This is a genomic window from Aeromonas sp. QDB18 (genome assembly GCF_027705325.1).
Classification (GTDB): domain Bacteria; phylum Pseudomonadota; class Gammaproteobacteria; order Enterobacterales; family Aeromonadaceae; genus Aeromonas; species Aeromonas caviae.
This window is the reverse complement of sequence record NZ_JAPDBQ010000019.1, coordinates 19,700-40,940: the sequence shown is the minus strand read 5'-3', so window position 1 is coordinate 40,940 and position 21,241 is coordinate 19,700. Positions and strand designations below refer to the sequence as shown.

Here is a 21,241-nt window from a genome sequence, read left to right as displayed (position 1 = left end):
AGAGCACATAAGATCATAGTCAGATCGTGAGGTCAAACCTGTTTACATGGTTAAAAAACATTCACGATCCCGCCCTGGGAGTTGTCCCTATGACAGAAACGGCATTGTTGCTCATCAATTCATGTGCCGTACTGGAAAGCCTGCTGGAACAAGGCGAGTGGCAGGTGGAGCAGGCAAGCTCCCTGGTGGTGGCAGAGAAAAAACTGCAGGAAAAGGACTATCCCCTGGTGCTGGTGGTGATCGAGCATCAGCAGCACGAAGCCCTCTACAACCTGATTGCGCAGCACTCCGGCGCCTTGTGGATCGGCCTCATCCAGCGGGACTGTCTCGCCAGCGAAGCCCTTCGCAATTTGCTGGCAGCCTGTTTTCATGATTTTCACACCTTTCCCCTGGACAGAGACAGGCTCTCCCACAGCCTGGGACATGCCCTGGGGATGGCGCGCCTCATCCGGCGACACCGCCCCCGACTGCAACCCCAGCTTCGTTTCATTCAGGGGGAGAGCGCCCCCATCCGCCAGTTGCGCGACCAGATCGTGCGGTTGCAGCATTGCCGCCTGCCCGTACTGGTGACGGGACCGAGCGGCACGGGCAAGGAGCTGGTGGCCCGGGAGCTGCACTACAGCACGTTCGGGGAGGAGAGCCCTTTCGTGGCGGTCAATTGCGGGGCCATGCCCCATCAGCTCATCCAGTCCGAGCTGTTCGGCCACGTCAAGGGGGCCTTCACCGGGGCACAGCACCACAAGATAGGCAAGATAGAGGCCGCCGATGGCGGCACCCTGTTTCTCGACGAGATAGGGGAGCTGCCGCTGGAGGATCAGGCAACCCTGCTGCGCTTCTTGCAGGAGCAGTGCATAGAGGCGGTGGGCAGCCACCTGACGCGTCGTGTGGATGTGCGGATCATCGCGGCCACCAATATCGATGTGGAGCAGGCGGTGGCCAGCGGCGGATTTCGCATGGATCTCTACTACCGGCTCAACGTGGTGCGCCTGCGCACCCCGGCCTTGTGCGAGCGGGCGGAAGACATCCAGCTCCTTGCCGATGACATTCTGGCGGAAGTGCGGGGCGGGCGGGTGCTCAGCTTCACCCGCAAGGCGCGCCAGGCCATGCAGTCCTATGGCTGGCCGGGGAATGTGAGGGAGCTGCGCAACCGGGTTCAGCGGGCAGTGGTCATGTGCAGCGGCCCCTTCATCGAAGCCGATGACATGGAGCTGACCAACATGGACAGCCTGCTGCTCGACGGCTCGCTCAAGGCGGTGCGCGAAGCGGCGGAGCGTCAGGCCTTGCAACGGACGCTGGCCCGCTTCCCCGATCAGCTCGAGGAGGTGGCCCGCACGCTCGATATCTCCCGGGCCACCCTCTATCGCCAGCTGGACAAGCACGATCTGCTGTGAGGGGACGGCAGTATCGCCCCGTCATGCAAAAAGCCCGGGCAGCAGGCCCGGGCTTCTTGTCTGGCCCCGTCGTGGGGACTCGTTACTTCCGATGAGCTTCAGGCCATCTCCATGGCGAGGTGACAGAGTCGCCGCGCAGCCTCCTCCTCGCTCTTGACCACCTGATGCACGCCGCGCACGCGCAGATGATGCACCTCCTCGTGCTGGTGGGCACAGGCGGCGATGCGCATCAGGGCGCCGTATTCCTGCGCCCTGATGGCTATCTCACCGGCCAGCAGGCTGTCATCCAGGGTGATCAGCAGCCAGCTGGCGTTGGGCAGCGCCGCCGTCAGCAGATCCTGCTGGATGGGATGGCCCGCCAGACAGGTGATCCCCATGGCGCGCCAGGGGGCCAGCAGTCGCTCGTCGGTGTCGATCACCACCATCTCCCTGCCTTGTTCATGCAACTGCCGGATGAGGTGCTGACCTATCTCGTCGGCGCCCACTACCACCACATGGCCCTGCAAGGGGCAGAGGTGAGGTGACTCATCGGTGCGTGGCTCGGGATGGCGCCTCAGCCAACGCTCCACCTGGTTGAAGACCAGCGGATTGAGCACGATGGAGAAACAGGCGCCGACCAGCACCAGATCCCGGGCGACTCCGGGGACCAGCTCGAGCATGACCCCGAGACCCATCAGGATGAAGGAGAACTCCCCCACCTGGGCCAGGCTGGCGGAGATGGTCAGCGCCGTGCGCTGGCTGTGGCCAAAGAGCCGCACGATGGCGAAGGCGGCCACCGATTTGCCGATCACGATGACGAACAGGGTGGCCAGCACGGCCAGGGGCTCGCGCAGCAGGATGACGGGGTCGAACAGCATGCCCACGGAGACGAAGAAGAGCACGGCGAAGGCGTCCTGCAGGGGCAGGGTGTCGTTGGCCGCCTTGTGGCTCAGATGGGAGCTGTTCATCACGACGCCGGCGAAGAAGGCGCCGAGAGCAAAGGAGACGCCAAACAGCTTGACGGCGCCAAAAGCGATGCCAAGGGAACAGGAGAGGACGGCCAGGGTGAACAGCTCGCGGGAGCCGGTGGCGGCGGTGCGGGCCAGCAGCCAGGGGATGAGGCGTCGCCCGCCGATGACCATCAGGGCGATGAAGGCAGCTACCTTGGCCAGGGTCAGGCCGATATCCGCCATCACCTGGGCCGGGGTCAGTGCCTCGCCCCCCTGCTGCAGGTTGGCGAGGATGGGGAGCAGTACCAGGGCCAGCACCATCACCAGATCCTCCACGATGAGCCAGCCGATGGCGATGCGTCCCTCGTTGGTGTCGAGCTGGCCGCGGCTCTCCAGGGCGCGCAGCAGCACCACGGTACTGGCGGTGGAGAGGGCCAGGCCAAACACCAGGCCGGCGGTCACGGTCCAGTCGAGCAGTTGGGAGAGGCCAAGGCCGAGCAGGGTCGCAAGGGTTATCTGAACGATGGCTCCCGGGATGGCGATGTGTTTCACCGACAGCAGGTCTTTCACGGAAAAGTGCAGGCCGACACCAAACATCAGCAGGATGACGCCGATTTCGGCCAGCTCGGGGGCGAGCCGCAGATCGGCGACATAGCCCGGCGTAAAGGGGCCGCATACCACGCCGGCCGCGAGGTAGCCCACCATGGGGGAGATGCGCAGGCGGCTTGCCAGCATGCCGAAGAGGTAGGCCAGCACGAGGCCGCCTACCAGGGTGGTGATAAGGGGGAGTGAGTGGTCCATGTCGTCACCTCGCTAATGGCAGTCAGGGGCTACCAGATCACCCGAAGGTGAAGAGGGCAGCTGTCAATGAGCAGGGGGCGAAAGAGACAGAAGTTGGCCGTATCAAGGGGAAATCTTGAGGGCAACAGATGCCGTTTCTATTGAAAAGTAATGCATTTATATGCCATGAGCAACACTGTTCCAGTTTTTGCGTTGGTTTTGATGAAAAGCATCTTTAATGCATTGCGATTGGGTGAAAAGAGTGTGCAGTTAAAGAAAAATTGGCAGGAATAAACAATCGATGATGATATTGGGAGGCAAGGGAGAACACCTATGAGCACACGGCATGGAGGAGGCTGGCCTCCTCCATGGTGAACGAGGGTGCTGAAGGGGCATCACTCCCCCCTGGCGACCCCCTCACGTCTGGGGTCTGCGGCCCCCAGCCAGCCGCCGGCATGGCGCTGGACGCCCTGCAGCCCGGAGGTCTGCTCGTTAAGCAGGACCTCGTGCCCTCTGGCCTTGAGCCCCTGAACCACGGCGTCGGGCGTGCGCCCCTGCTCCAGCTCGGTGGGGCCGTTGCGACTGCCGAAATTGGGCAGGTTGATGGCCTGCTGCAGGTCGAGCCCCCAATCCTGGGTGCCGAGCAGCGCCTTGCCCACGTAGTTGATGATGGCCGAGCCTCCCGGGGATCCCAGGCTCATCTCGAGCTCGCCGCTTGCCTTGTCAAACACCAGCAGGGGCGACATGGAGGAGCGGGGGCGCTTGCCGGGCTCCACCCGGTTGGCCACCGGCAGGCCGGCGGCGTCCACCGAGGTGAAGGAGAAGTCGGTGAGCTGGTTGTTCAGCAGGTAGCCGTTGACCATCAGCCGCGAGCCGAAGCCATCCTCGATGGAGCTGGTCATGGCCACCGCCATGCCGCTCTTGTCCACGATGGAGATGTGGCTGGTGGAGGGCAGCTCCGGGGTGGCGTCCCGGCCCCTGGCCAGCGCCCGTGGCGGGTTGCCGGGCTGGGCGACGCCCATGGAGCGGTTGCCGATAAGGTGCCCCCGCTGCGCCAGATAGCCCTTGTCCAGCAGGCCTGTCACCGGCACGTCGACGACGTCGCCGTCGGCCACATACTGGTTGCGATCGGCGAAGGCGAGGCGTGCCGCCTCGCTGTAGAGGTGAATGGCCTCGCTGGAGGCGGCCAGTTGACCCTGCTCCCCCTGTACCGGTTTGAGGGCGGCCATGTCCCGGCTTTCCAGCATGCCGAAAATCTGGCCAAGGGCGATGGTGCCGGAGGAGGGGGTCGGGAAGCCGCAGATCTCGCTCTGGCGATAGTCAAAGCAGAGCCCGTCCCGCAGCTTGGCCTGGTAGCTGGCGAGATCGGCGGCGCTCAGCACCCCGGGGTTGGTCGGGTGGGCGTGCACCTTGGCCACCATGGCCTCGGCCAGCGAGCCGCGATAGAAGGCGTCGGGGCCGTCGCTTGCCAGGGTACGCAGCACCCTGGCCAGGGCCGGGTTGGTGAGCCGGGTACCTGCCGTCTTGGGAGTGCCGTCCGCCTGATAGAAGTAGGCACGGGCGTCCGGATCCCCGGCCAGATAGGGATCCTTGGCAAGCAGGGTGGCGAGGCGGGGGCTTATCACGAACCCTTGCTCCGCGAGGGTGATGGCGGGTTCGAACAGCGTGGCCCAGGGCAGCTTGCCATAGCGCTCGTGCGCCAGGGCCAGGGCACGCACCGTGCCGGGGGCGCCGACGGAGCGCCCGCCCACCACCCCCTCATAGAAGGCCATGGGTTTGCCCTCCTTCATGAAGAGCTGATCGGTGGCAGCGGCGGGGGCTGTCTCCCGGCCATCCACCGCCGCCACCTGCTTGCCGTCCCACACCAGCATGAGGGAGCCGCCGCCGATGCCCGAGGATTGAGGCTCCACCAGGGTCAATACCAGCTGGACGGCGATGGCTGCATCGATGGCGCTGCCCCCCGCCTTGATGATCTGGTAGCCCGCATCCACCGCCAGCGGGTTGGCCGCCGCCACCATGAAGTCACGGCCCTGCCAGCCGGGCTTGTCAATCCAGCCGCTGGCCGCCTCCGGGGCGATCAGGGTCTGGGGAGGAGGGACATAGTGAAAGCCATCCTGGGAGGCGCAGCCGCCAAGCAGGCCGAGGGCGACCAGCAGGCCGAGGGGGTTGAGGGACATGACAGGCTCCTTGTCGGTTTCTTGTTCACCTGCCGAAATGTGTCACACTTGGAGCTTGATTAAAAGTTTGTCTTAATACTCATATGGTTACAAAACTATCAAGGAGGCGCTCATGACACACCGGGGGACGCTGGCGAAACCTTGCATGGCGGGGCTGCTCTGCCTGTTGCTGGCGGCCTGCGGGGAGCCGACCTTCAGACCGCTGGCCCAGGGGGAGACCCTGCTCGCCTTCGGGGACAGTCTGACCGAGGGGCGCGGGGTGAGCCCGTCCCAAAGCTACCCCAACGTGCTGGCGACCCTGAGCGGCCATCCCGTGGTCAATGGCGGGGTGTCCGGAGAGCTGAGCCAGGCCGGCAGGGCCCGCCTGCCCGGGTTGCTGGCCCGGCACAGACCCGCTCTGGTCATCCTGCTGGAGGGGGGCAACGACATCCTGCGTGGCAGCGGGGAGGCGGCCCTCAAGGCCAATCTCGCTGCCATGATAGAGGCGGTGCAGGGGAGCGGGGCCCAGATCCTGCTTGTCGGGGTGCCCCGAAAATCCCTGTTTGCCGATGGCGCTCCCCTCTACGAGGAGCTGGCAGAGCAGTACGGGCTGGTGCTGGACAACGACAGCATCGGTGAGTTGCTGCGAGACCCGGCCCTGAAGTCCGATGCGGTGCATTTCAATGCCGAGGGTTACCGCACCCTGGCGCAGCGATTTCATCGACTGTTGCAGGAAAGGGGGGCGCTATAGCGAGGTGTCATGCTGCCGGGGCAGTGCGCCATGCTGCCGCAATCAATGGGGCGCGGCGCGCTACCCCGGAGGGGACCAGCCCGCGGCGACGGTGCCGATGGAGATGAAAAAACCGCCGTGAAGGCGGTTTTTTGCAATCAGGCTGAGCCAATTTGCTTAGATGGACTGCTCTTCACCGCCCAGGGCGGCAAACAGGGCCGGGATGAACTGGGAGAGCTCGGCGGTGACCAGGGCGAAGTCGGCGTCCAGGCGGGCGGCGGGATCTTCACTGGTGACGTCGTCGTTCTGCTCGCGCAGCTCTTCGCTGAACTTGAGGCGCTTGATGGAGAGATCGTCCCCCAGCACGAAGCTCAGGGTTTCGCCCCAGTTGAGGGCCAGCTTGGTCACCAGCTTGTCGTTGGCCAGGTGATTCTTGATCTCCTCGCTCATCAGATCCTGCTGCTTGCAGCGGATGATGCCGCCGTGCTCCATGGCGCTGCGCAGCTCGGCTTCGTCCTCCAGGGTGAAGGCGGCGGGCAGGTTGCCCTCGTTGAGCCACTCGGTCATGGTGATCTCGGGCGGGTTCTTGAGGGCCACCGGCACCACCGGCAGGGAGCCGATGGATTTGCGCAGGAGCGCCAGCAGATCGTCCGCCTTCTTGGCTGAGCCTGCATCCACCACCATCAGGTTGTCGGCAGGGTTTATCCAGGCGAAGGTCTGACTGGTGCGGCTGAAGGCGCGGGGCAACAGGGTGTGCATGATCTCCTCTTTCAGCGCCTCCTTCTCTTTCTTCTTGAGGGCGCGACCCTGCTCGAATTCAATGGCCTCTACCTTCTCCGCCAGCATCTCCTTGACCACGGTGCCGGGCAGCATCTTCTCTTCCTTGCGAGCGCACAGCAGGATGTGGCCAGAGGCGGCGTGGGTCAGGGTGGAGCCGAATTTGCCAAGGGGCTTGACCCACCCGAACCGGGAGATGTCCTGGCTGCCGCATGGGGTGAAGGCGCAGGCTTCCAGCTGGGTTTCCAGCTGCTCAACGGTCAGGTCGAAGGGGCGGGTAAAGCGGTAAATCTGCAGGTTTTTAAACCACATGGCGTCCTCGGTCTCTAGATTGTCCGGCGGGCATTGTACTAGAGAGGCGCTTTGTGATCAGCCAATCATTCTCGCTAAATAAAGGGCGATCGACCTCACAGGGCCCCATCTTGATCCCCCGGGAGCGGGCCCAACTCCCCTAGACTGCGAGTGTTCACATTGCTGACAAGGAGGCGACCATGTTGAGACAGAGTCGGCCGGAAGACATGGAAGAGATCGTCGAAATCTGGCTCCTGGCCTCCCTGCAGGCCCACGATTTCGTCGATGCCTCCTGCTGGTGGCAGGCTCAGGAGGAGCTGCGTACCCGCTACCTCGATCACGCCCGCATCTGGGTGTTCGAGGAGCGAGGGGACCTGCTCGGCTTCATGGCGCTGGTGGATGATTACCTGGCTGCACTCTTCGTGCGCCCCGATAGGCAGGGACGGGGGGTGGGGCACGCCCTGTTGCAGGAAGCCAGATCCAGATGTGCCGAGCTGCATACCCGGGTCTTCGTGGAGAACGAGCCGGCGGTGCGTTTCTACCGCCGCCACGGCTTTGAAATCGGGGGGGAGGTGCCCGATCCCCTCACCGGCCATCTTCAGTACCAGATGCATTACCAAGCCGTCTGAATCTGACGTCTGGGGCTGCCCCGGTTGAAAACGGGGGGCACCATCCTCATCTTGTCTCCATCCCGGGGCGCCCTCGCCCCCGCTCTCTTCTCCTTATCGAGCCGTTTTCCATGAAGATCCTGCACACCGCCGACTGGCACCTCGGTCATCAGCTTCACGGCCACGACCGCCGCTTCGAACACGCCGCCTTCCTCGACTGGTTGGCCGACACCATCAAGACCCGCGACATCGATGCCCTGCTGGTGGCGGGCGATCTGTTCGACACCGCCAACCCTCCCGCCAGTGCCTGGCAGCAGCTCTACCGCTTCCTGGCACGGCTGCGGGCCGAGCACCCGGCACTGGAGATGGTGCTGATCGGCGGCAACCACGACTCCCCCTCCAAGCTGGATGCTCCCCACGAGCTGCTGCGCGCCTTCGATCTGCATCTGGTGGGCAGCATCAGCCGGGACGACGAGGGGCGCCTCGAGACCGAGCGCCTGTTGGTGCCGCTGCGAGGCAAGAACGGCGAGGTGGCCGCCTGGTGCGCCGCCGTGCCGTTTCTGCGCAGCAGCGATCTGCGCCCGGAAGGGCTCAGCGAGGGGCAGGACAGACTCATCGAAGGGGTGCGCCAGGTCTATGAAGCGGTGCTGAGCGAGGGGCGGGCGCGCTGCCATCCGGATCAGGTCCTCATCGCCATGGGCCACGCCTATCTGGCGGCGGGCCAGCTCTCCGAGCTCTCTGAGCGGCGGGTGCTTGGCGGCAACCAGCATGCCCTGCCTGCCGAGCTGTTTGCCGCCGCCGACTACACGGCGCTGGGTCACCTGCACCTGGCGCAGAGCCCGGCCGAGGGAGTGCACTATAGCGGCTCGCCGCTGCCGCTCTCGCTGGCCGAGGCGAACTACAACCATCAGGTGCTGGAGGTGACGTTTGAGGGGGGCAAGCTGGCCCAGCTTGAGCGGATCCCGGTGCCCCGGGCGGTGGAGATGATCCGGCTGCCCCAGAGCGGCCTTGACGAGGCGCTCCAGGCCATCGAGGCGCTGGCGCTGCCCGCTTGCCCGCAGCAGGCGCAGCCCTTCCTCGAGGTGCGGCTGCTGCTGCCCAAACCCGAGGCCCGCATCCGCGAGCGCGTGCTGGCCGCCATCGGTGACAAGCCGGTGCGTCTTGCCCGCATCACGACCAGTTATCAGGGCTCGGGCCAGGGGCTGGCGGACGGTGCCGGCCAGCGCCGGCTCGATGAACTCTCCCCCACCGAGGTGTTTCGCCTCTGCTATCAGCGTCAGTTCGACGGGGAGCCGGAGGCCGAGCTGGTGGCGTCGTTTGAAGAGATCCTGGAGCAGGTGAAGGAGTCCAGCCAATGAAAATCTTGTCGCTGTCAGGGGAGAATCTGGCCAGCCTGACCGGTCAATTCACCATCGATTTTGCCGGTGGCGCCCTGGGGGCCGCCGGCCTGTTTGCCATCACCGGCAATACTGGCGCTGGCAAGAGCACCCTGCTCGATGCCATCTGTCTGGCGCTCTACGACGAGATGCCGCGCTTTATCGCCAATCGCAAGAATGTCGCCGAAGTGGGCCGCATGGATGACGAGGAGAAGCTCAAGGCCAACGACGTGCGCGGCATCCTCAGCCGCGGTCACGCCAGCGGTTTTGCCGAGGTGCAGTTTCGCGGCTGTGACGGCCGTGTCTGGCTGGCCCGCTGGGCGGTGCGCCGGGCTCGCAACCGCGCCGAGGGGCGCTTTCAGGCCCAGGAGCGCAGCCTGACCGACGTGGCGTCGGGCCAGGTATTCAGTGGCAGCAAGCGGGAGCTGCAGGATCGCATCGACGAGCTGGTGGGACTCTCCTGGGAGCAGTTTCGCCGCGCCGTCATCCTGCCGCAGGGGGAGTTTGCCGCCTTCCTCAAGTCGAGCGCCGACGAGCGTTCGGCCCTGCTCGAACGGATGACCGGCACCGAGCTCTACTCCGCCATTTCGGTCCAGACCCATGAACGGGCGCGGGAGGAGCAGCAGAAACTTGCCGCCATCAGCCAGCGGCTCGGCGACGTGGCGCTGATGGACGAGGCGACCCGCGAGCAGTGGGTGAGCCAGCAGGTCAGCCTCGCCACCAGCCTCAAACACGAGCAGCAGCAACAGCAACTGATGCAGGACTTGCGGGATCTCAACGGCCGCATCGCTGCGCAGTTGCAGGCCTGTCAGGAGGGAGAGGCGGCCCTTGCCGCGGCGGAGGCGGCCCACGGTGCGGCCGCTCCCGAGCGGGAGGAGTTCGCCCGCGCCGAGCAGGCCCAGGTGGCCCGCGCCGATCACGACGAGCTGGCTCGCCTCACCCTGGAGGTGCAGCAGCAGGAGAAGGCACTGGCCGAGCTTGGCCCCGAACTTGGCAAGCTGGAGGAGCAGACCCAGCAGAGTGCCCTCACCGAACAGCAACTGCTGGCGGAGAAGATCGCCGCCGAGCGCGAGTGGGGAGCCCTGCAACCCGAACTCAAACGGGCGCAGGAGCTCGACACCCGCATTCGGGAAAAGCAGCAGCAACTGCAGAAGATCCAGCAGGAGGGGTCGCAGGAGCGGGAGGTGCAGCTCACCCTGGAACAGGGCTGGCGCCAGCAGCGCCAGCAGGTGGAGCAGCTCAAGGCCCAGCACCTGCAGTGGGGCGCCTGGCTTGAGGAGCACAAGGAGCTGGCGCCGGTGGCCCGCCAGTGGCAGCCGCTGCTCACTGCCATGCAGGATTGGGCCGAGGATGCCGACAGGCTGCAGCAACTGCTCACCCTGCGCGAGCACAAGCTGCGCACCCTCAGGCAACTGCAACACCAGCTGGAGCAGGGGCAGCAGGAGCGCGACTACTGGCAGCGCGAGCAGACCCGGTTGCAGCAACAGCAGCACGAATTGCAGGAGCAGCAGTGGGAGGGGCGTCTGGCCAAGGCGCAGGAGCAGTGGCAGCAGCAGACCGAACAACTGGGCCAGCTGCGCCAGCTGCTGGAGCTGGCGGACTATGGCCGCAATCACGGTGAGCAGCATGGTCGCCTGCAGCAGGAGATCGCCCAGCTGGAGCAGGCGCTCGGCAAGCTGGCCATCCTCGGCGATGAGTTGACGCCGGCCCGCGAGCGGCTCGCCCTGCAACGGGACGAGGCACGCCGCGCGCTGGAGCAGTCCCGTGCCATCGCCAGTTTCGAGCAGCATCGCCACATCCTGCGCGACGGTGAACCTTGCCCGCTCTGCGGCGCCGAGGAGCACCCCTATCACCAGAGCCAGCCGCAGGTGGCCGGTATTCTCGGCCAGCTGGCGGAGCGCGTCCGCAGCCTGGAGCTCGAGTGGGAGCGGCTCAATCACCAATACATTCAGTGCGAGAGCGAACGCCAGGAGCTGGCCCGCCAGCTGGCAGTGCGTCAGCAGCATCTACCTGAGCTGGAGACGCGCGCCGAGCAGCTGACCCAGCGTTGGCAGCAGCTGGGCGGTGCCGAGCTGCTGGGCCATCCGCTGCCGCTGCGTCAGAGCCCGATCGAGTGGAACGAGTTGATGAGTACCCTGCTCGGCCGCGGCCAGAGTCTGGAGCAGGGGCTGGCCCGCAGCCAGCAGCAACTGCGCGAGGCCCAGCAGGGGCAGCAGCAGTTGCAGGCCGTGCGCCAGCAGCTGAGCCAGCTGGCCAGCCAGCACCAGCAGTTCGAGCAGCAGTGGCAGGAGGCCGATCGCCAGCGCATCGCCCTGGAAGGGGAGGTGAAGGGGATGGGCGAGCAGGAAGCGACCCTGCGCCAGCGCCTTGAGCAGGGGGGCAACCGGATCGACGAGCAGATGGGAGGCCAGCCCTGGCGTCAGTGGCTGGGCAGCCAGCAGTGGCGCGAGTGGCAGCGGGCCTGCGAGGCCTGGCTGCACGGCCAGAGCGAGTGGGAGCGGCTGACCGGCGAGATTGCCAGCCTTACCCCGGCCCTGAGTGCTCAGGAGGCGCGTCTGCAGACCCAGCGCGAGCTGCTGCACAAGCTCGAGCGCGACTACAAGGAACATGAACAGCAACGGCAGGGGCTGGTTACCAGTCGTGCCACCTGTCTGGGGGGGGAGGAGATTGCCCTGGTCGAGAGCCGCTGGCAGCAGCGGCTGCAGCAACTGGCCAGCGAGCTGGAGACGATGCAGGGGGCGGCCCGCACCCTGCGCGAGCGCCAGACCGAGCTCAAGACCCGTCTCAGCCATCTGGAGCAGGAGAAGCAGGTGAGCAGCCGGCGGCGACGGGAGGTGCTGGGGCGCTGGGCTGCCCACGCCAGCAGCCTCGGCATCGCCGAATATGATCTGCGCCGCCTGCTGGCCATGAGCCCGGATGAGCTCAAGGGGCGCCGCGCCGCCTTGCAGGCGCTGGAGGATGCCCGCGCCGAGGCGCGTACCCGCTTGACCGAGCGGCAGCGGGCGCTGGCGCTGGAGGAGAGCAAGCGAGAGCGTTACTGCGAGCATCACCCCGAGCTGGCCGCGTTGGCGCCACAGGAGCTCGCCAGCCGGCTGACGGCGCTGGAGGCGCACTGCCGCACTCTCGACGAGCAGCTGTTCCAGTGCAAGAGCACGCTGGCCCAGGCCGAGGCGGCGGCCCTCAAGGCGGGCACCTTGCAGGAGGAGCTGGCTGCCCAGCAGGCGGTGGCGGATCATTGGCAGCGGCTCTGTGATCTCATCGGTTCGGCCAGCGGCGCCAAGCTGCGTACCTTCGCCCAGAGCCTCACGCTGGAGCGGCTGCTGCTGGAGGCCAACGCCCAGCTCGCCGAGCTCTCGCCTCGCTATCGGCTGGAGCGGGTGCCCGGCACCGATCTGGCGCTGCAGGTGGTGGATCTCGACATGGGGGACGAGGTGCGCTCGGTGGACTCCCTCTCCGGCGGCGAGAGTTTCCTGGTGGCGCTGGCGCTGGCGCTGGCCCTCTCCAGCCTGTCGTCGCGCCAGACCCAGGTCGAATCGCTCTTTATCGACGAGGGCTTCGGCACCCTCGATCCCGACAGTCTGGATCTGGCGCTCTCAAGCCTCGATTCCCTGCAGGCGGCTGGCCGCCAGATCGGGGTCATCTCCCACGTGCAGACCCTGGTGGAGCGGATCGGCGTGCAGGTGCGGGTGGAGGCCCTCGGCGGCGGCGAAAGCCGGGTAGTATTGTCCGGCTGACGAGGTGTCGCCCATGACCCTCCATGAACAAAAAGGCCCCTGTCACAGGCAATGCTGTTCAGATAAGCACTTTTTTGACTGATTATTCATAAATTGGATTTGAGTTGAGGGGGCAAGGCTGTGTCCAGTCGATCTTCCTCCAGCCTTTATCCAGCGGGGCTTGCAATAGAAAGAGGGAGGCATCATGCCTCCCTCGCTTTTTTGTCCTGATACTACGTGGACTGGAACTCAAATTCTCTTAAGTGAACAGCATTGCCCTGTCACAGGGGCCTTTTTGTTGGTGTGCAACCCGTCGCTGGTTATTTGCGCTCGGGCAGCATATTGGTCAGGGCGTTGTCCTTGAGCACATGGTGGTGGTAGATGGCTGCCGCCGCGTGCAGGGCAATCAGAGCATAGCCAATGTTGGCCAGCGTCTCGTGCAGCTCCTTGATGGTACCCTTCAGGCCGTCGTCGGGGGCGATGAGGGCGGGGAGCGCCAGGCCGAAGAAGGGGATGGGCTTGCCGCCCGCACTCAACAGCAGCCAGCCCAGCAGCGGGGTGAGGATCAGGAAGCCATAGAGCGCCAGATGGGCGAGCTTGGCCAGCGTGAGCATCAGGGGGGAGAGCTCGGGCACGATACGTGGTGAAGGGCTACCCACGCGCACCAGCAGGCGCACGACCACCAGCGCCAGGATCAGCAGACCCACCATGAAGTGAAACTCCTTCATCAGGTCGCGGCCAGCCGACCCTTTGGGGAAGATGTCCCTGAACTCCATCAGCGCATAGACGGCGATCATCAGCAGCAGGGTCAACCAGTGCAGCCCTATGCTCAGGCTGCCATAACGTTGTTCGGTATTTCTCAGCATCGTTGTCTCCTCGCCACTTAAGCGGCTTATCTCTTTTCATCCCGTCTCATATCGAACCAAAGGACCCGCAGGTATCCCTCTTGAGGGTACTCGGCTTGCTTATGCCCGTGTTGATCTCGATAACATTTCTGCCTGTTTGCCGTCATGCTGACCTGTGCGGGAGCCCATGGAGTATCGGGAGATGGAAGGGGCAAAAAAAAAACCGAAGCACCAGGCTTCGGTTTTTGGCGGTCGCTGGCGTCAGGCCAGGGCGCATTATTTCTTGATGCGGATCACCGGGGTTTCGCCCACGGTCACGGCGCCAGTCATCTTCACCAGCTCTTTGATCTCGTCCATGTTGGAGATGACCACAGGTGTCAGGGTAGACTTGGCTTTGGCTTCCAGAACGGCCAGATCGAACTCGATGATGGTGTCACCGCGCTTGACCTGTTGACCTTCCTGAGCGATACGGGTGAAACCTTCACCCTTCAGCTCGACGGTGTCGATACCGAAGTGAACGAACAGCTCGATACCAGAGTCGGACTCCAGAGAGAACGCATGGTTGGTCTCGAAGATTTTGCCGATGGTGCCGTCGCACGGAGCAACCATCTTGTTGCCGGCCGGCTTGATGGCGATGCCGTCGCCGACGATCTTCTCGGCGAAGACGACGTCAGGCACATCTTCGATGGGGACGATTTCGCCGGACAGCGGAGCAAAGATTTCGATGCCGCCAGTGTCAGAACTGTCGTCGGAAACCAGTTTCTTCAGTTTGTCGAACAGACCCATAGTAAAAGCTCCTAGAGATGATTGTCGCTGTTTGCAGCCGATCTTAGCAGACTGCCTTCTGCTTAATAAAGTTATCTACGCACGCTTCGATTTCGGCGGCGGTGGCAAAGCTCAGCGCCTGGTCGGCCATGGCCTTCACATCTTCGAAGTTGGTGTTGCGGATAAGCTTCTTGATACGCGGTACAGAGATGGCGCTCATGGAGAACTCATCCAGACCCATACCCAGCAGCAGCAGGGTGGCGCGTTCGTCACCAGCCAGTTCACCGCACATACCGGTCCACTTGCCATTGTCATGGGAAGCGTCGATCACCATCTTGATCAGGGTCAGGACGGAGGGTGACAGCGGGTTGTACATGGCGGAAATCATCTCGTTACCACGGTCGACAGCCAGGGTGTACTGGGTCAGGTCGTTGGTACCGATACTGAAGAAATCCACTTCCTTGGCCAGATGATGAGCCATCACGGCCGCGGCCGGGGTCTCGATCATGATACCCACTTCGATGGATTCATCAAAGGCTTTGCCTTCGGCACGCAGTTCGGCTTTCAGCGTCTCCACGGTAGCCTTCAGGCTGCGGAACTCTTCGACGGAGATGATCATCGGGAACATGATGCGCAGTTTGCCGAAGGCAGACGCACGCAGGATGGCCCGCAGCTGGGCGTGCATGATGTCGGTGCGATCGAAGAAGATACGCACGGCACGCCAGCCCAGGAAGGGATTCATCTCTTTCGGGAAATTCATGTAGGGCAGTTCTTTGTCGCCGCCGATGTCCATGGTACGAACGATGATCGGTTGATCCGGCATGGCTTCGGCCACTTCTTTGTAAGCCTTGAACTGCTCGTCTTCGGTCGGCAGCGCGTCACGGTCCATGAACAGGAACTCGGTACGGTACAGACCCACGCCTTCGGCGCCGTTGCGAATGGCGCCTTCGGTATCCTTGACGGTCCCGATGTTGGCGCACACTTCGACCTGGTGGCCATCCAGAGTGATGGCAGGCAGGTCTTTGAGCTTGGCCAGCTCGTCCTTCTCGGCCTGGAACTGGGCCTGGAACTTCTTGGCTTCGTTCAACTGGTCGGCGGTCGGGTTGATGATGACCTGGTTGTTGATCGCATCCAGCACCAGCATGTCACCGTTCTTGACGCGCTCGGTGATGTCGTTGGTGCCCACGACGGCCGGCAGCTCCAGGGAGCGGGCCATGATGGAGGTGTGGGAGGTACGGCCACCGATGTCGGTGACGAAGCCCAGCACGTATTTCAGGTTGATCTGAGCGGTTTCAGACGGGGTCAGGTCTTTGGCGACCAGGATGACCTCTTCGTCGATGGTGCTCAGGTTGACAACTGCGATGCCCAGTACGTTCTTGACCAGACGGGTGCCGATGTCACGGAAGTCGGTGGCGCGCTCACGCAGATAGGGGTCATCCAGATCGGCCATCATCTTGGCGTACTGTTCGATCACCTCGTGAACGGCTCTGTCGGCAGAGGCCTTGTGTTCTTTGATGAAGGATCTGATATCCCCTTCCAGCTCTTCATCTTCGAGCAGCATGATGTGGCCTTCGAAGATGGCCTCTTTTTCTTCACCGAAGGTGCGACCGGCCATCTCTTTGATGGCTTCCAGCTGTGCGGCTGACTTGGTGCGGGCTTCGAGGAAGCGGTTGATCTCGGCATCAATCTGTTCGGCGGGAATCTTGCCCTGATTGATAACGATTTCATCTTCTTTCAGAAGAAGCGCCTTGCCGAATGCGATACCGGGGGACGCAAGAATGCCAGATATCATAATCCTTCCTATTAAAACGACTGTGGGGGAGGAATAAAGCTGGATTACTCCAGCTCGTCCATCAGGGCAACCAGCTTCTCAACGGCTTTCTGAGCGTCCGGGCCGTCAGCCTGGATGGTCACGTTGGTGCCTTTGGTCAGACCCAGGGTCTGGAGCTTGAACAGGCTCTTGGCGCTGGCGGATTTGCCACCGGAGACCACAGTGATCTCGCTTTGGAATTCTTTGGCTTCTTTCACGAACTGAGCTGCAGGACGGGTGTGCAGGCCGTTTTCAGCAGTAATAACAACAGACTTCTCGTACATGGTTTCACCCCATATTATTGATATTGTTTGGAGAGATGGTCGCCAATGAGGCTTCCTGTCTCACCGTGTCAGTATGGATATGTTGTAAAGTAACGAAATCAGACCTGCAATGGTTTAATCCAGGTCAATTTTCTGTGCAGTATTCGGCGTCGTGGCCAGGTATTTTTTCGCTATCAGGCTGTAAGCCGCGTCAGGACTGGCCTGAAATTATTTTATAACGAAAAATAACACTTTGTTACCTTGTGATACCTTGCCAGCAAACACCTCGTGACGCCGCACAGGATATGAGATTTATCACAGAATGTCTGCTTTTTTTGTCATATCCAATTTTGTTATTTTACCCCAAAAAATAAGGGGCCGAGTGGCACTGGTGGCTAGAGAGTTTAGCGCATAATGAAAACGGCGCTCCGAGGAGCGCCGTCGTTTTGGTGTTGGCTGATCAACTACTGCTGCAATTCCTGCTCGCTGAACACACCGGCGAAGAGGGCGCTGGAGAGGTAACGCTCGGCGGCGCTCGGCAGGATGACGACAATCGTTTTCCCTTCGAACTCCGGCTGCTCGGCCAGACGGTTGGCAGCGACCACGGCAGCGCCGGAGCTGATACCGGCCAGGATCCCTTCCTCTTCCATCAGGCGGCGGGCCATCTCGATGGCTTCGTCACTGCTCACCTGCTCGACGCGGTCCAGCAGGCTCAAATCCAGGTTGCCCGGGATGAAGCCAGCGCCGATGCCCTGGATCTTGTGCGGACCCGGTTTGATCTCTTCACCCGCCAGTTTCTGGCTGATGACGGGAGATTCGCTGGGCTCGACCGCCACGGAGACGATGGCCTTGCCTTTGGTCTTCTTGATGTAGCGGGAGACCCCGGTGATGGTGCCGCCGGTACCGACGCCCGCCACGAACACATCCACCTCGCCATCGGTGGCGTCCCAGATCTCGGGGCCAGTGGTCTGCTCGTGGATTTCCGGGTTGGCCGGGTTTTCAAACTGTTGCAGCAGCACGTACTTGCCCGGCTCGGATTCGAGGATCTCGTTGGCCTTGGCAATGGCGCCCTTCATGCCGAGGGGACCTTCGGTCAGCACCAGGTTGGCACCCAGGGCCTTGAGCAGCTTGCGGCGCTCCAGACTCATGGTGGCCGGCATGGTCAGGGTGATGGGATAGCCGCGGGCCGCAGCCACGAATGCCAGGGCAATGCCCGTGTTGCCGCTGGTGGGCTCGATGATCTCCTTGCCCTTGGTCAGCACGCCGCGTTTCTCGGCATCCCAGATGAGGTTGGCACCGATCCGGCACTTGACGCTGAAGCTTGGGTTGCGGCTCTCGATCTTGGCCAGCACGCGGCCCTTGGTAACACGGTTGAGACGAACAAGCGGGGTGTTGCCTATGGTCTGGCTGTTGTCCTCAAAAATTTTGCTCATGGTGCTATCCCTGTGTTTGTTAAGGCGATTAAACAAGATTACCCTGTGGTTTCTGAATGAGAAGTGACGAATCGTTATAACAATATGTTATTACAACATATAGAACTTATTCTCTCTTGCCGAGGGGGCTCCCGCTGCCTGGGCATCCAATGGAAGGGATCTCATGGGATTTGCAGGAAGCGACCGCTATCTCGCATCACAGGCACTGAAGATGGCCGTCGATGCCGCCATCGTGCTGGAGAAGCCGCTGCTCATCAAGGGTGAGCCCGGTACGGGCAAGACAGTGCTGGCGGAGGCGGTGGCCGAGTCCCTGGGCGCCGAGCTCATCAGCTGGCACATCAAGTCCACCACCAAGGCCCAGCAGGGGCTCTACGAATACGATGCCGTCGCCCGGCTGCGAGACTCCCAGCTCGGTGACCCCAGGGTAGGGGAGATAGGCCACTACATCCGCCGGGGCAAGCTGTGGCAGGCCTTCAGCGCAGAGCAGCGGCCAGTGCTGCTCATAGATGAAATCGACAAGGCGGACATCGAGTTTCCCAACGATCTGCTGCTGGAGCTGGATCGGATGGAGTTCGATGTCTACGAGACCGGCGAGCGAGTCAAGGCCCGCCAGCGGCCGGTGGTCATCATCACCTCCAACAACGAGAAGGAGTTGCCGGATGCCTTCCTGCGCCGCTGCTTCTTCCACTACATTCGCTTCCCCGACAAGGCCGAGATGCAGGCCATCGTCAAGCTCCACTACCCAAACCTCAAGGAGAGCCTGCTCGGTGAGGCGATGGAGCTCTTCTTCGAGCTGCGCGAGGTAGAGGGGCTGCGCAAGAAGCCGTCCACCTCGGAGCTGCTGGACTGGATCCGGCTGCTTTTGGCCGACGATATCGCCCCCGAGGCGATGCGCACCCGCGAGCCGGGCAAACTGGTGCCTGCCCTCTACGGCGCCCTGCTCAAGACCGAGCAGGACCTGCATCTGTTTGAGAAGCTCGCTTTTCTGGCCAGACGCGGCAGCTGACCCATGCTGATCGACTTTTTTACCCATCTGCGCCGTCACAAGCTCCCCTGCAGCCTGCGCGAATTGCTGGACTTGCACGCGGCGCTGGCAGCCAGACTGGCCAGCCTCGACATGGACGAGTTCTACCAGCTATCCCGCTGCCTGCTGGTGAAGGATGAGGCGCACTATGATCGCTTCGATCGCGCCTTCGCCGAGTATTACGAGGGGTTGGCCGCCATCCCCCTGTTGCCGGAGAGCCTGCCCGAGGAGTGGCTGCGCAAGGAGTTCGAGCGGCTATTGAGCGCCGAGGAGAAGGCGTTGCTCCAATCCCTTGGCGGGCTCGACCAGCTGCTGAAGACCCTAAACCAGCGCTTGAACGAGCAGAAGGAGCGTCACGCCGGCGGCAACAAGTGGGTCGGCACCGGGGGCAGCAGCCCGTTCGGTCACGGCGGCTATCACCCGGAAGGGATCCGCATGGGGGGAGAGGGCCAGCACGGGCGGGCGACTAAGGTGTGGGAAGCGCGCCACTTTCGCAACTTCAGTGACGACTCGCCCCTGGGGCAGCGCGCCATCCAGCTCGCCCTTCGCAAGCTCAGGCGCTGGGTGCGCCGGGGCAATCCCGACGAGCTGGATCTCGACGACACCATCCAAAGCTCGGCCAGGCAAGGCTGGCTCGATGTGAAGCTCAGACCCGAGCGCCACAACGGGGTCAAGCTGCTGGTCTTCTTCGATGTGGGGGGCTCCATGGATGCCCATGTGGCCGAGGTGCAGCGCCTCTTTTCGGCCCTGCGCCACGAGTTCAAGCACCTGGTGTTCTTCTATTTTCACAACTGCCTCTACGACTTCGTCTGGCAGGACAATGCCAGGCGCCTTGATGATCGGTTCGATACCCTGCGGCTGCTGCGCACCTACGGCAGCGACTACAGGGTGATGGTGGTGGGGGATGCGAAGATGGGCCCCTATGAAATCACCTGGCCAGGTGGCAGCGTAGAGTACTGGAACGAGGAGCCCGGCCAGGTGTGGCTCGGGCGCCTGCAACAACATTTCCCCAAGATGGTGTGGGTCAATCCGCTGCCAAGGCAGGAGTGGCTGTGGCACCCCTCCATCAAGTTGATGAACGAATTGATCGGCGGGCGGATGCACCCGCTGACCCTGGCGGGTCTGGCTGCGGCCATCGACCAGCTGTGACCCTCTGAACCCTAAAAAACAGACAAGCCGGGATTGCACCCGGCCAGGAGCAAAGATGACCTCTATCGTAATCAGTGGCTCAGGCCTCTATACCCCTCCCTTTGCCGTCAGCAATGAAGCGCTGGTGGCGGCCTTCAACCAGTACGTGGATCTCTACAACGAGGAGAACGCCTCCGCCATCGATGCAGGGCAGCTGCCTGCCAAACAGCACTCGAGCTGCGAGTTCATCGAGAAGGCCTCCGGCATCAAGAGCCGCTATCTGGTGAGCAGCGAGGGGGTGCTGGATCCCGACATCATGCAGCCGCTCATGGCGGAGCGCCCGGACGATCAGCCCTCCATCATGGTGGAGATGGCGGTGGCGGCCGCCGAACAGGCGCTGATCGCCGCCGGTCGTGAACCGGGGGAGATCGATCTTGTCATCGTCGCCGCCTCCAACATGCCGCGCCCCTACCCGGCGCTGGCCATCGAATTGCAGCACTATCTGGGCGCGAGCGGCCTGGCGTTCGACATGAACGTGGCCTGCTCTTCCGCCACCTTCGGGATCAAGACCGCCGCAGACATGCTGGCGGCAGGCACCGCCCGGCTGGCGCTGGTGGTCAATCCGGAGATCTGCTCGGGTCACCTCAACTTCCGCGATCGGGACAGTCACTTCATCTTCGGCGACGCCTGTACCGCCGTGCTGCTGGAGCGGGAGGCCGATTGCCAGGTGGCCAACCCCTGGCAACTGGTGGCCAGCAAGCTGGTGACCCAGTACTCCAGCAACATCCGCAACAACTTCGGCTTCCTGAACCGGCTCAGCCCGCGCACCCGCTACGGCGACGACAAGCTGTTCCGCCAGCAGGGGCGCAAGGTGTTCAAGGAGGTGCTGCCCCTGGTGTGCGATCAGATAGCCTCCCAGCTGGCGGAGCAGGGATGGGCGGCCGATGGCTTGAGCCGGCTCTGGCTTCATCAGGCCAACCTCACCATGAACCAGTTCATCGGTCGCAAGTTGCTGGGCCATGACGCCAGCCAGCAGGAGGCGCCTGTCATCCTCGACCGCTACGGAAACACCAGCTCGGCGGGTTCCATCATCGCCTTCCACCTCTTCAATCAGGATCTGCCGAGCGGGGCTCGCGGGGTGCTCTGCTCCTTTGGGGCCGGTTACTCCATCGGCAGCCTGCTGCTGCAGCGGCGCTGAGCACCCTGTTTTGCCCATAAAAAA

16 protein-coding genes are annotated in these 21,241 nt (G+C 63.2%); 8 read left to right on the top strand and 8 right to left on the bottom strand.

Features of this window, described 5'->3' with window-relative positions; genetic code table 11:
• Nucleotides 1-89 precede the first annotated feature (89 nt).
• Nucleotides 90-1,391, top strand: a complete 1,302-nt coding sequence (locus OKC30_RS05300; protein ID WP_201996256.1) for a sigma-54 dependent transcriptional regulator — start codon at nt 90-92, stop codon at nt 1,389-1,391.
• A 98-nt stretch (nt 1,392-1,489) separates the two neighbouring features.
• On the opposite strand, the gene ybaL is transcribed toward OKC30_RS05300, so the two are convergent.
• Together ybaL and ggt are read right to left on the bottom strand one after the other, a co-directional pair.
• Nucleotides 1,490-3,121 carry a YbaL family putative K(+) efflux transporter gene (ybaL, locus tag OKC30_RS05295; protein ID WP_201996264.1) on the bottom strand — a complete coding sequence of 544 codons (1,632 nt, stop codon included), beginning with the start codon at nt 3,119-3,121 and terminating at the stop codon, nt 1,490-1,492.
• Nucleotides 3,122-3,495: 374 nt separating this feature from the next.
• Nucleotides 3,496-5,277, bottom strand: coding sequence for a gamma-glutamyltransferase (gene ggt, locus OKC30_RS05290; protein WP_254231628.1), 1,782 nt, complete (start codon nt 5,275-5,277; stop codon nt 3,496-3,498).
• 112 nt (nt 5,278-5,389) lie between these two features.
• Here ggt and OKC30_RS05285 point away from each other — a divergent pair, with 112 nt between their 5' ends.
• A complete protein-coding gene (locus OKC30_RS05285) occupies nt 5,390-6,007 on the top strand; it encodes an arylesterase (protein WP_270664956.1) in 618 nt (205 codons plus the stop codon).
• A 156-nt stretch (nt 6,008-6,163) separates the two neighbouring features.
• On the opposite strand, the gene rdgC is transcribed toward OKC30_RS05285, so the two are convergent.
• Complete coding sequence (gene rdgC, locus OKC30_RS05280) at nt 6,164-7,075, bottom strand: recombination-associated protein RdgC (RefSeq protein WP_010673564.1); 912 nt, start codon at nt 7,073-7,075, stop codon at nt 6,164-6,166.
• Nucleotides 7,076-7,254: 179 nt separating this feature from the next.
• Here rdgC and OKC30_RS05275 point away from each other — a divergent pair, with 179 nt between their 5' ends.
• The 3 genes from OKC30_RS05275 to OKC30_RS05265 all read left to right on the top strand — a co-directional run bounded on the left by OKC30_RS05275 (nt 7,255) and on the right by OKC30_RS05265 (nt 12,772).
• The gene (locus OKC30_RS05275) at nt 7,255-7,683 is read left to right on the top strand and encodes a GNAT family N-acetyltransferase (RefSeq protein ID WP_010673565.1); all 429 of its coding nucleotides are present in this window, start codon (nt 7,255-7,257) and stop codon (nt 7,681-7,683) included.
• 110 nt (nt 7,684-7,793) lie between these two features.
• Nucleotides 7,794-9,020, top strand: a complete 1,227-nt coding sequence (locus OKC30_RS05270; RefSeq protein WP_270664952.1) for an exonuclease SbcCD subunit D C-terminal domain-containing protein — start codon at nt 7,794-7,796, stop codon at nt 9,018-9,020.
• Nucleotides 9,017-12,772 (top strand): AAA family ATPase, encoded by a 3,756-nt coding sequence (locus OKC30_RS05265; RefSeq protein WP_270671072.1) that lies wholly within the window; start codon nt 9,017-9,019, stop codon nt 12,770-12,772. The genes OKC30_RS05270 and OKC30_RS05265 overlap by 4 nt, the downstream gene beginning before the upstream one ends.
• A gap of 299 nt (nt 12,773-13,071) precedes the next feature.
• On the opposite strand, the gene OKC30_RS05260 is transcribed toward OKC30_RS05265, so the two are convergent.
• The 5 genes from OKC30_RS05260 to cysK all read right to left on the bottom strand — a co-directional run bounded on the left by OKC30_RS05260 (nt 13,072) and on the right by cysK (nt 17,867).
• The gene (locus OKC30_RS05260) at nt 13,072-13,617 is read right to left on the bottom strand and encodes a cytochrome b (RefSeq protein ID WP_270666151.1); all 546 of its coding nucleotides are present in this window, start codon (nt 13,615-13,617) and stop codon (nt 13,072-13,074) included.
• Nucleotides 13,618-13,872: 255 nt separating this feature from the next.
• Complete coding sequence (crr, locus tag OKC30_RS05255; protein WP_010673569.1) at nt 13,873-14,382, bottom strand: PTS glucose transporter subunit IIA; 510 nt, start codon at nt 14,380-14,382, stop codon at nt 13,873-13,875.
• A 43-nt stretch (nt 14,383-14,425) separates the two neighbouring features.
• A complete protein-coding gene (gene ptsI / locus OKC30_RS05250; protein ID WP_041213301.1) occupies nt 14,426-16,153 on the bottom strand; it encodes a phosphoenolpyruvate-protein phosphotransferase PtsI in 1,728 nt (575 codons plus the stop codon).
• A gap of 44 nt (nt 16,154-16,197) precedes the next feature.
• The gene (locus OKC30_RS05245) at nt 16,198-16,455 is read right to left on the bottom strand and encodes an HPr family phosphocarrier protein (protein WP_005303128.1); all 258 of its coding nucleotides are present in this window, start codon (nt 16,453-16,455) and stop codon (nt 16,198-16,200) included.
• Between the two features lie 443 nt (nt 16,456-16,898).
• Nucleotides 16,899-17,867, bottom strand: coding sequence for a cysteine synthase A (gene cysK / locus OKC30_RS05240; protein ID WP_010673571.1), 969 nt, complete (start codon nt 17,865-17,867; stop codon nt 16,899-16,901).
• Between the two features lie 163 nt (nt 17,868-18,030).
• Here cysK and OKC30_RS05235 point away from each other — a divergent pair, with 163 nt between their 5' ends.
• Genes OKC30_RS05235 through OKC30_RS05225 form a run of 3 tightly spaced genes read left to right on the top strand, consistent with a single transcriptional unit; the run spans nt 18,031 to nt 21,217 of the window.
• A complete protein-coding gene (locus OKC30_RS05235) occupies nt 18,031-18,873 on the top strand; it encodes an AAA family ATPase (RefSeq protein ID WP_049636619.1) in 843 nt (280 codons plus the stop codon).
• A gap of 3 nt (nt 18,874-18,876) precedes the next feature.
• Complete coding sequence (locus OKC30_RS05230; RefSeq protein WP_270666150.1) at nt 18,877-20,040, top strand: vWA domain-containing protein; 1,164 nt, start codon at nt 18,877-18,879, stop codon at nt 20,038-20,040.
• Nucleotides 20,041-20,095: 55 nt separating this feature from the next.
• A complete protein-coding gene (locus OKC30_RS05225) occupies nt 20,096-21,217 on the top strand; it encodes a beta-ketoacyl-ACP synthase III (RefSeq protein ID WP_270666148.1) in 1,122 nt (373 codons plus the stop codon).
• Nucleotides 21,218-21,241: the final 24 nt, after the last annotated feature.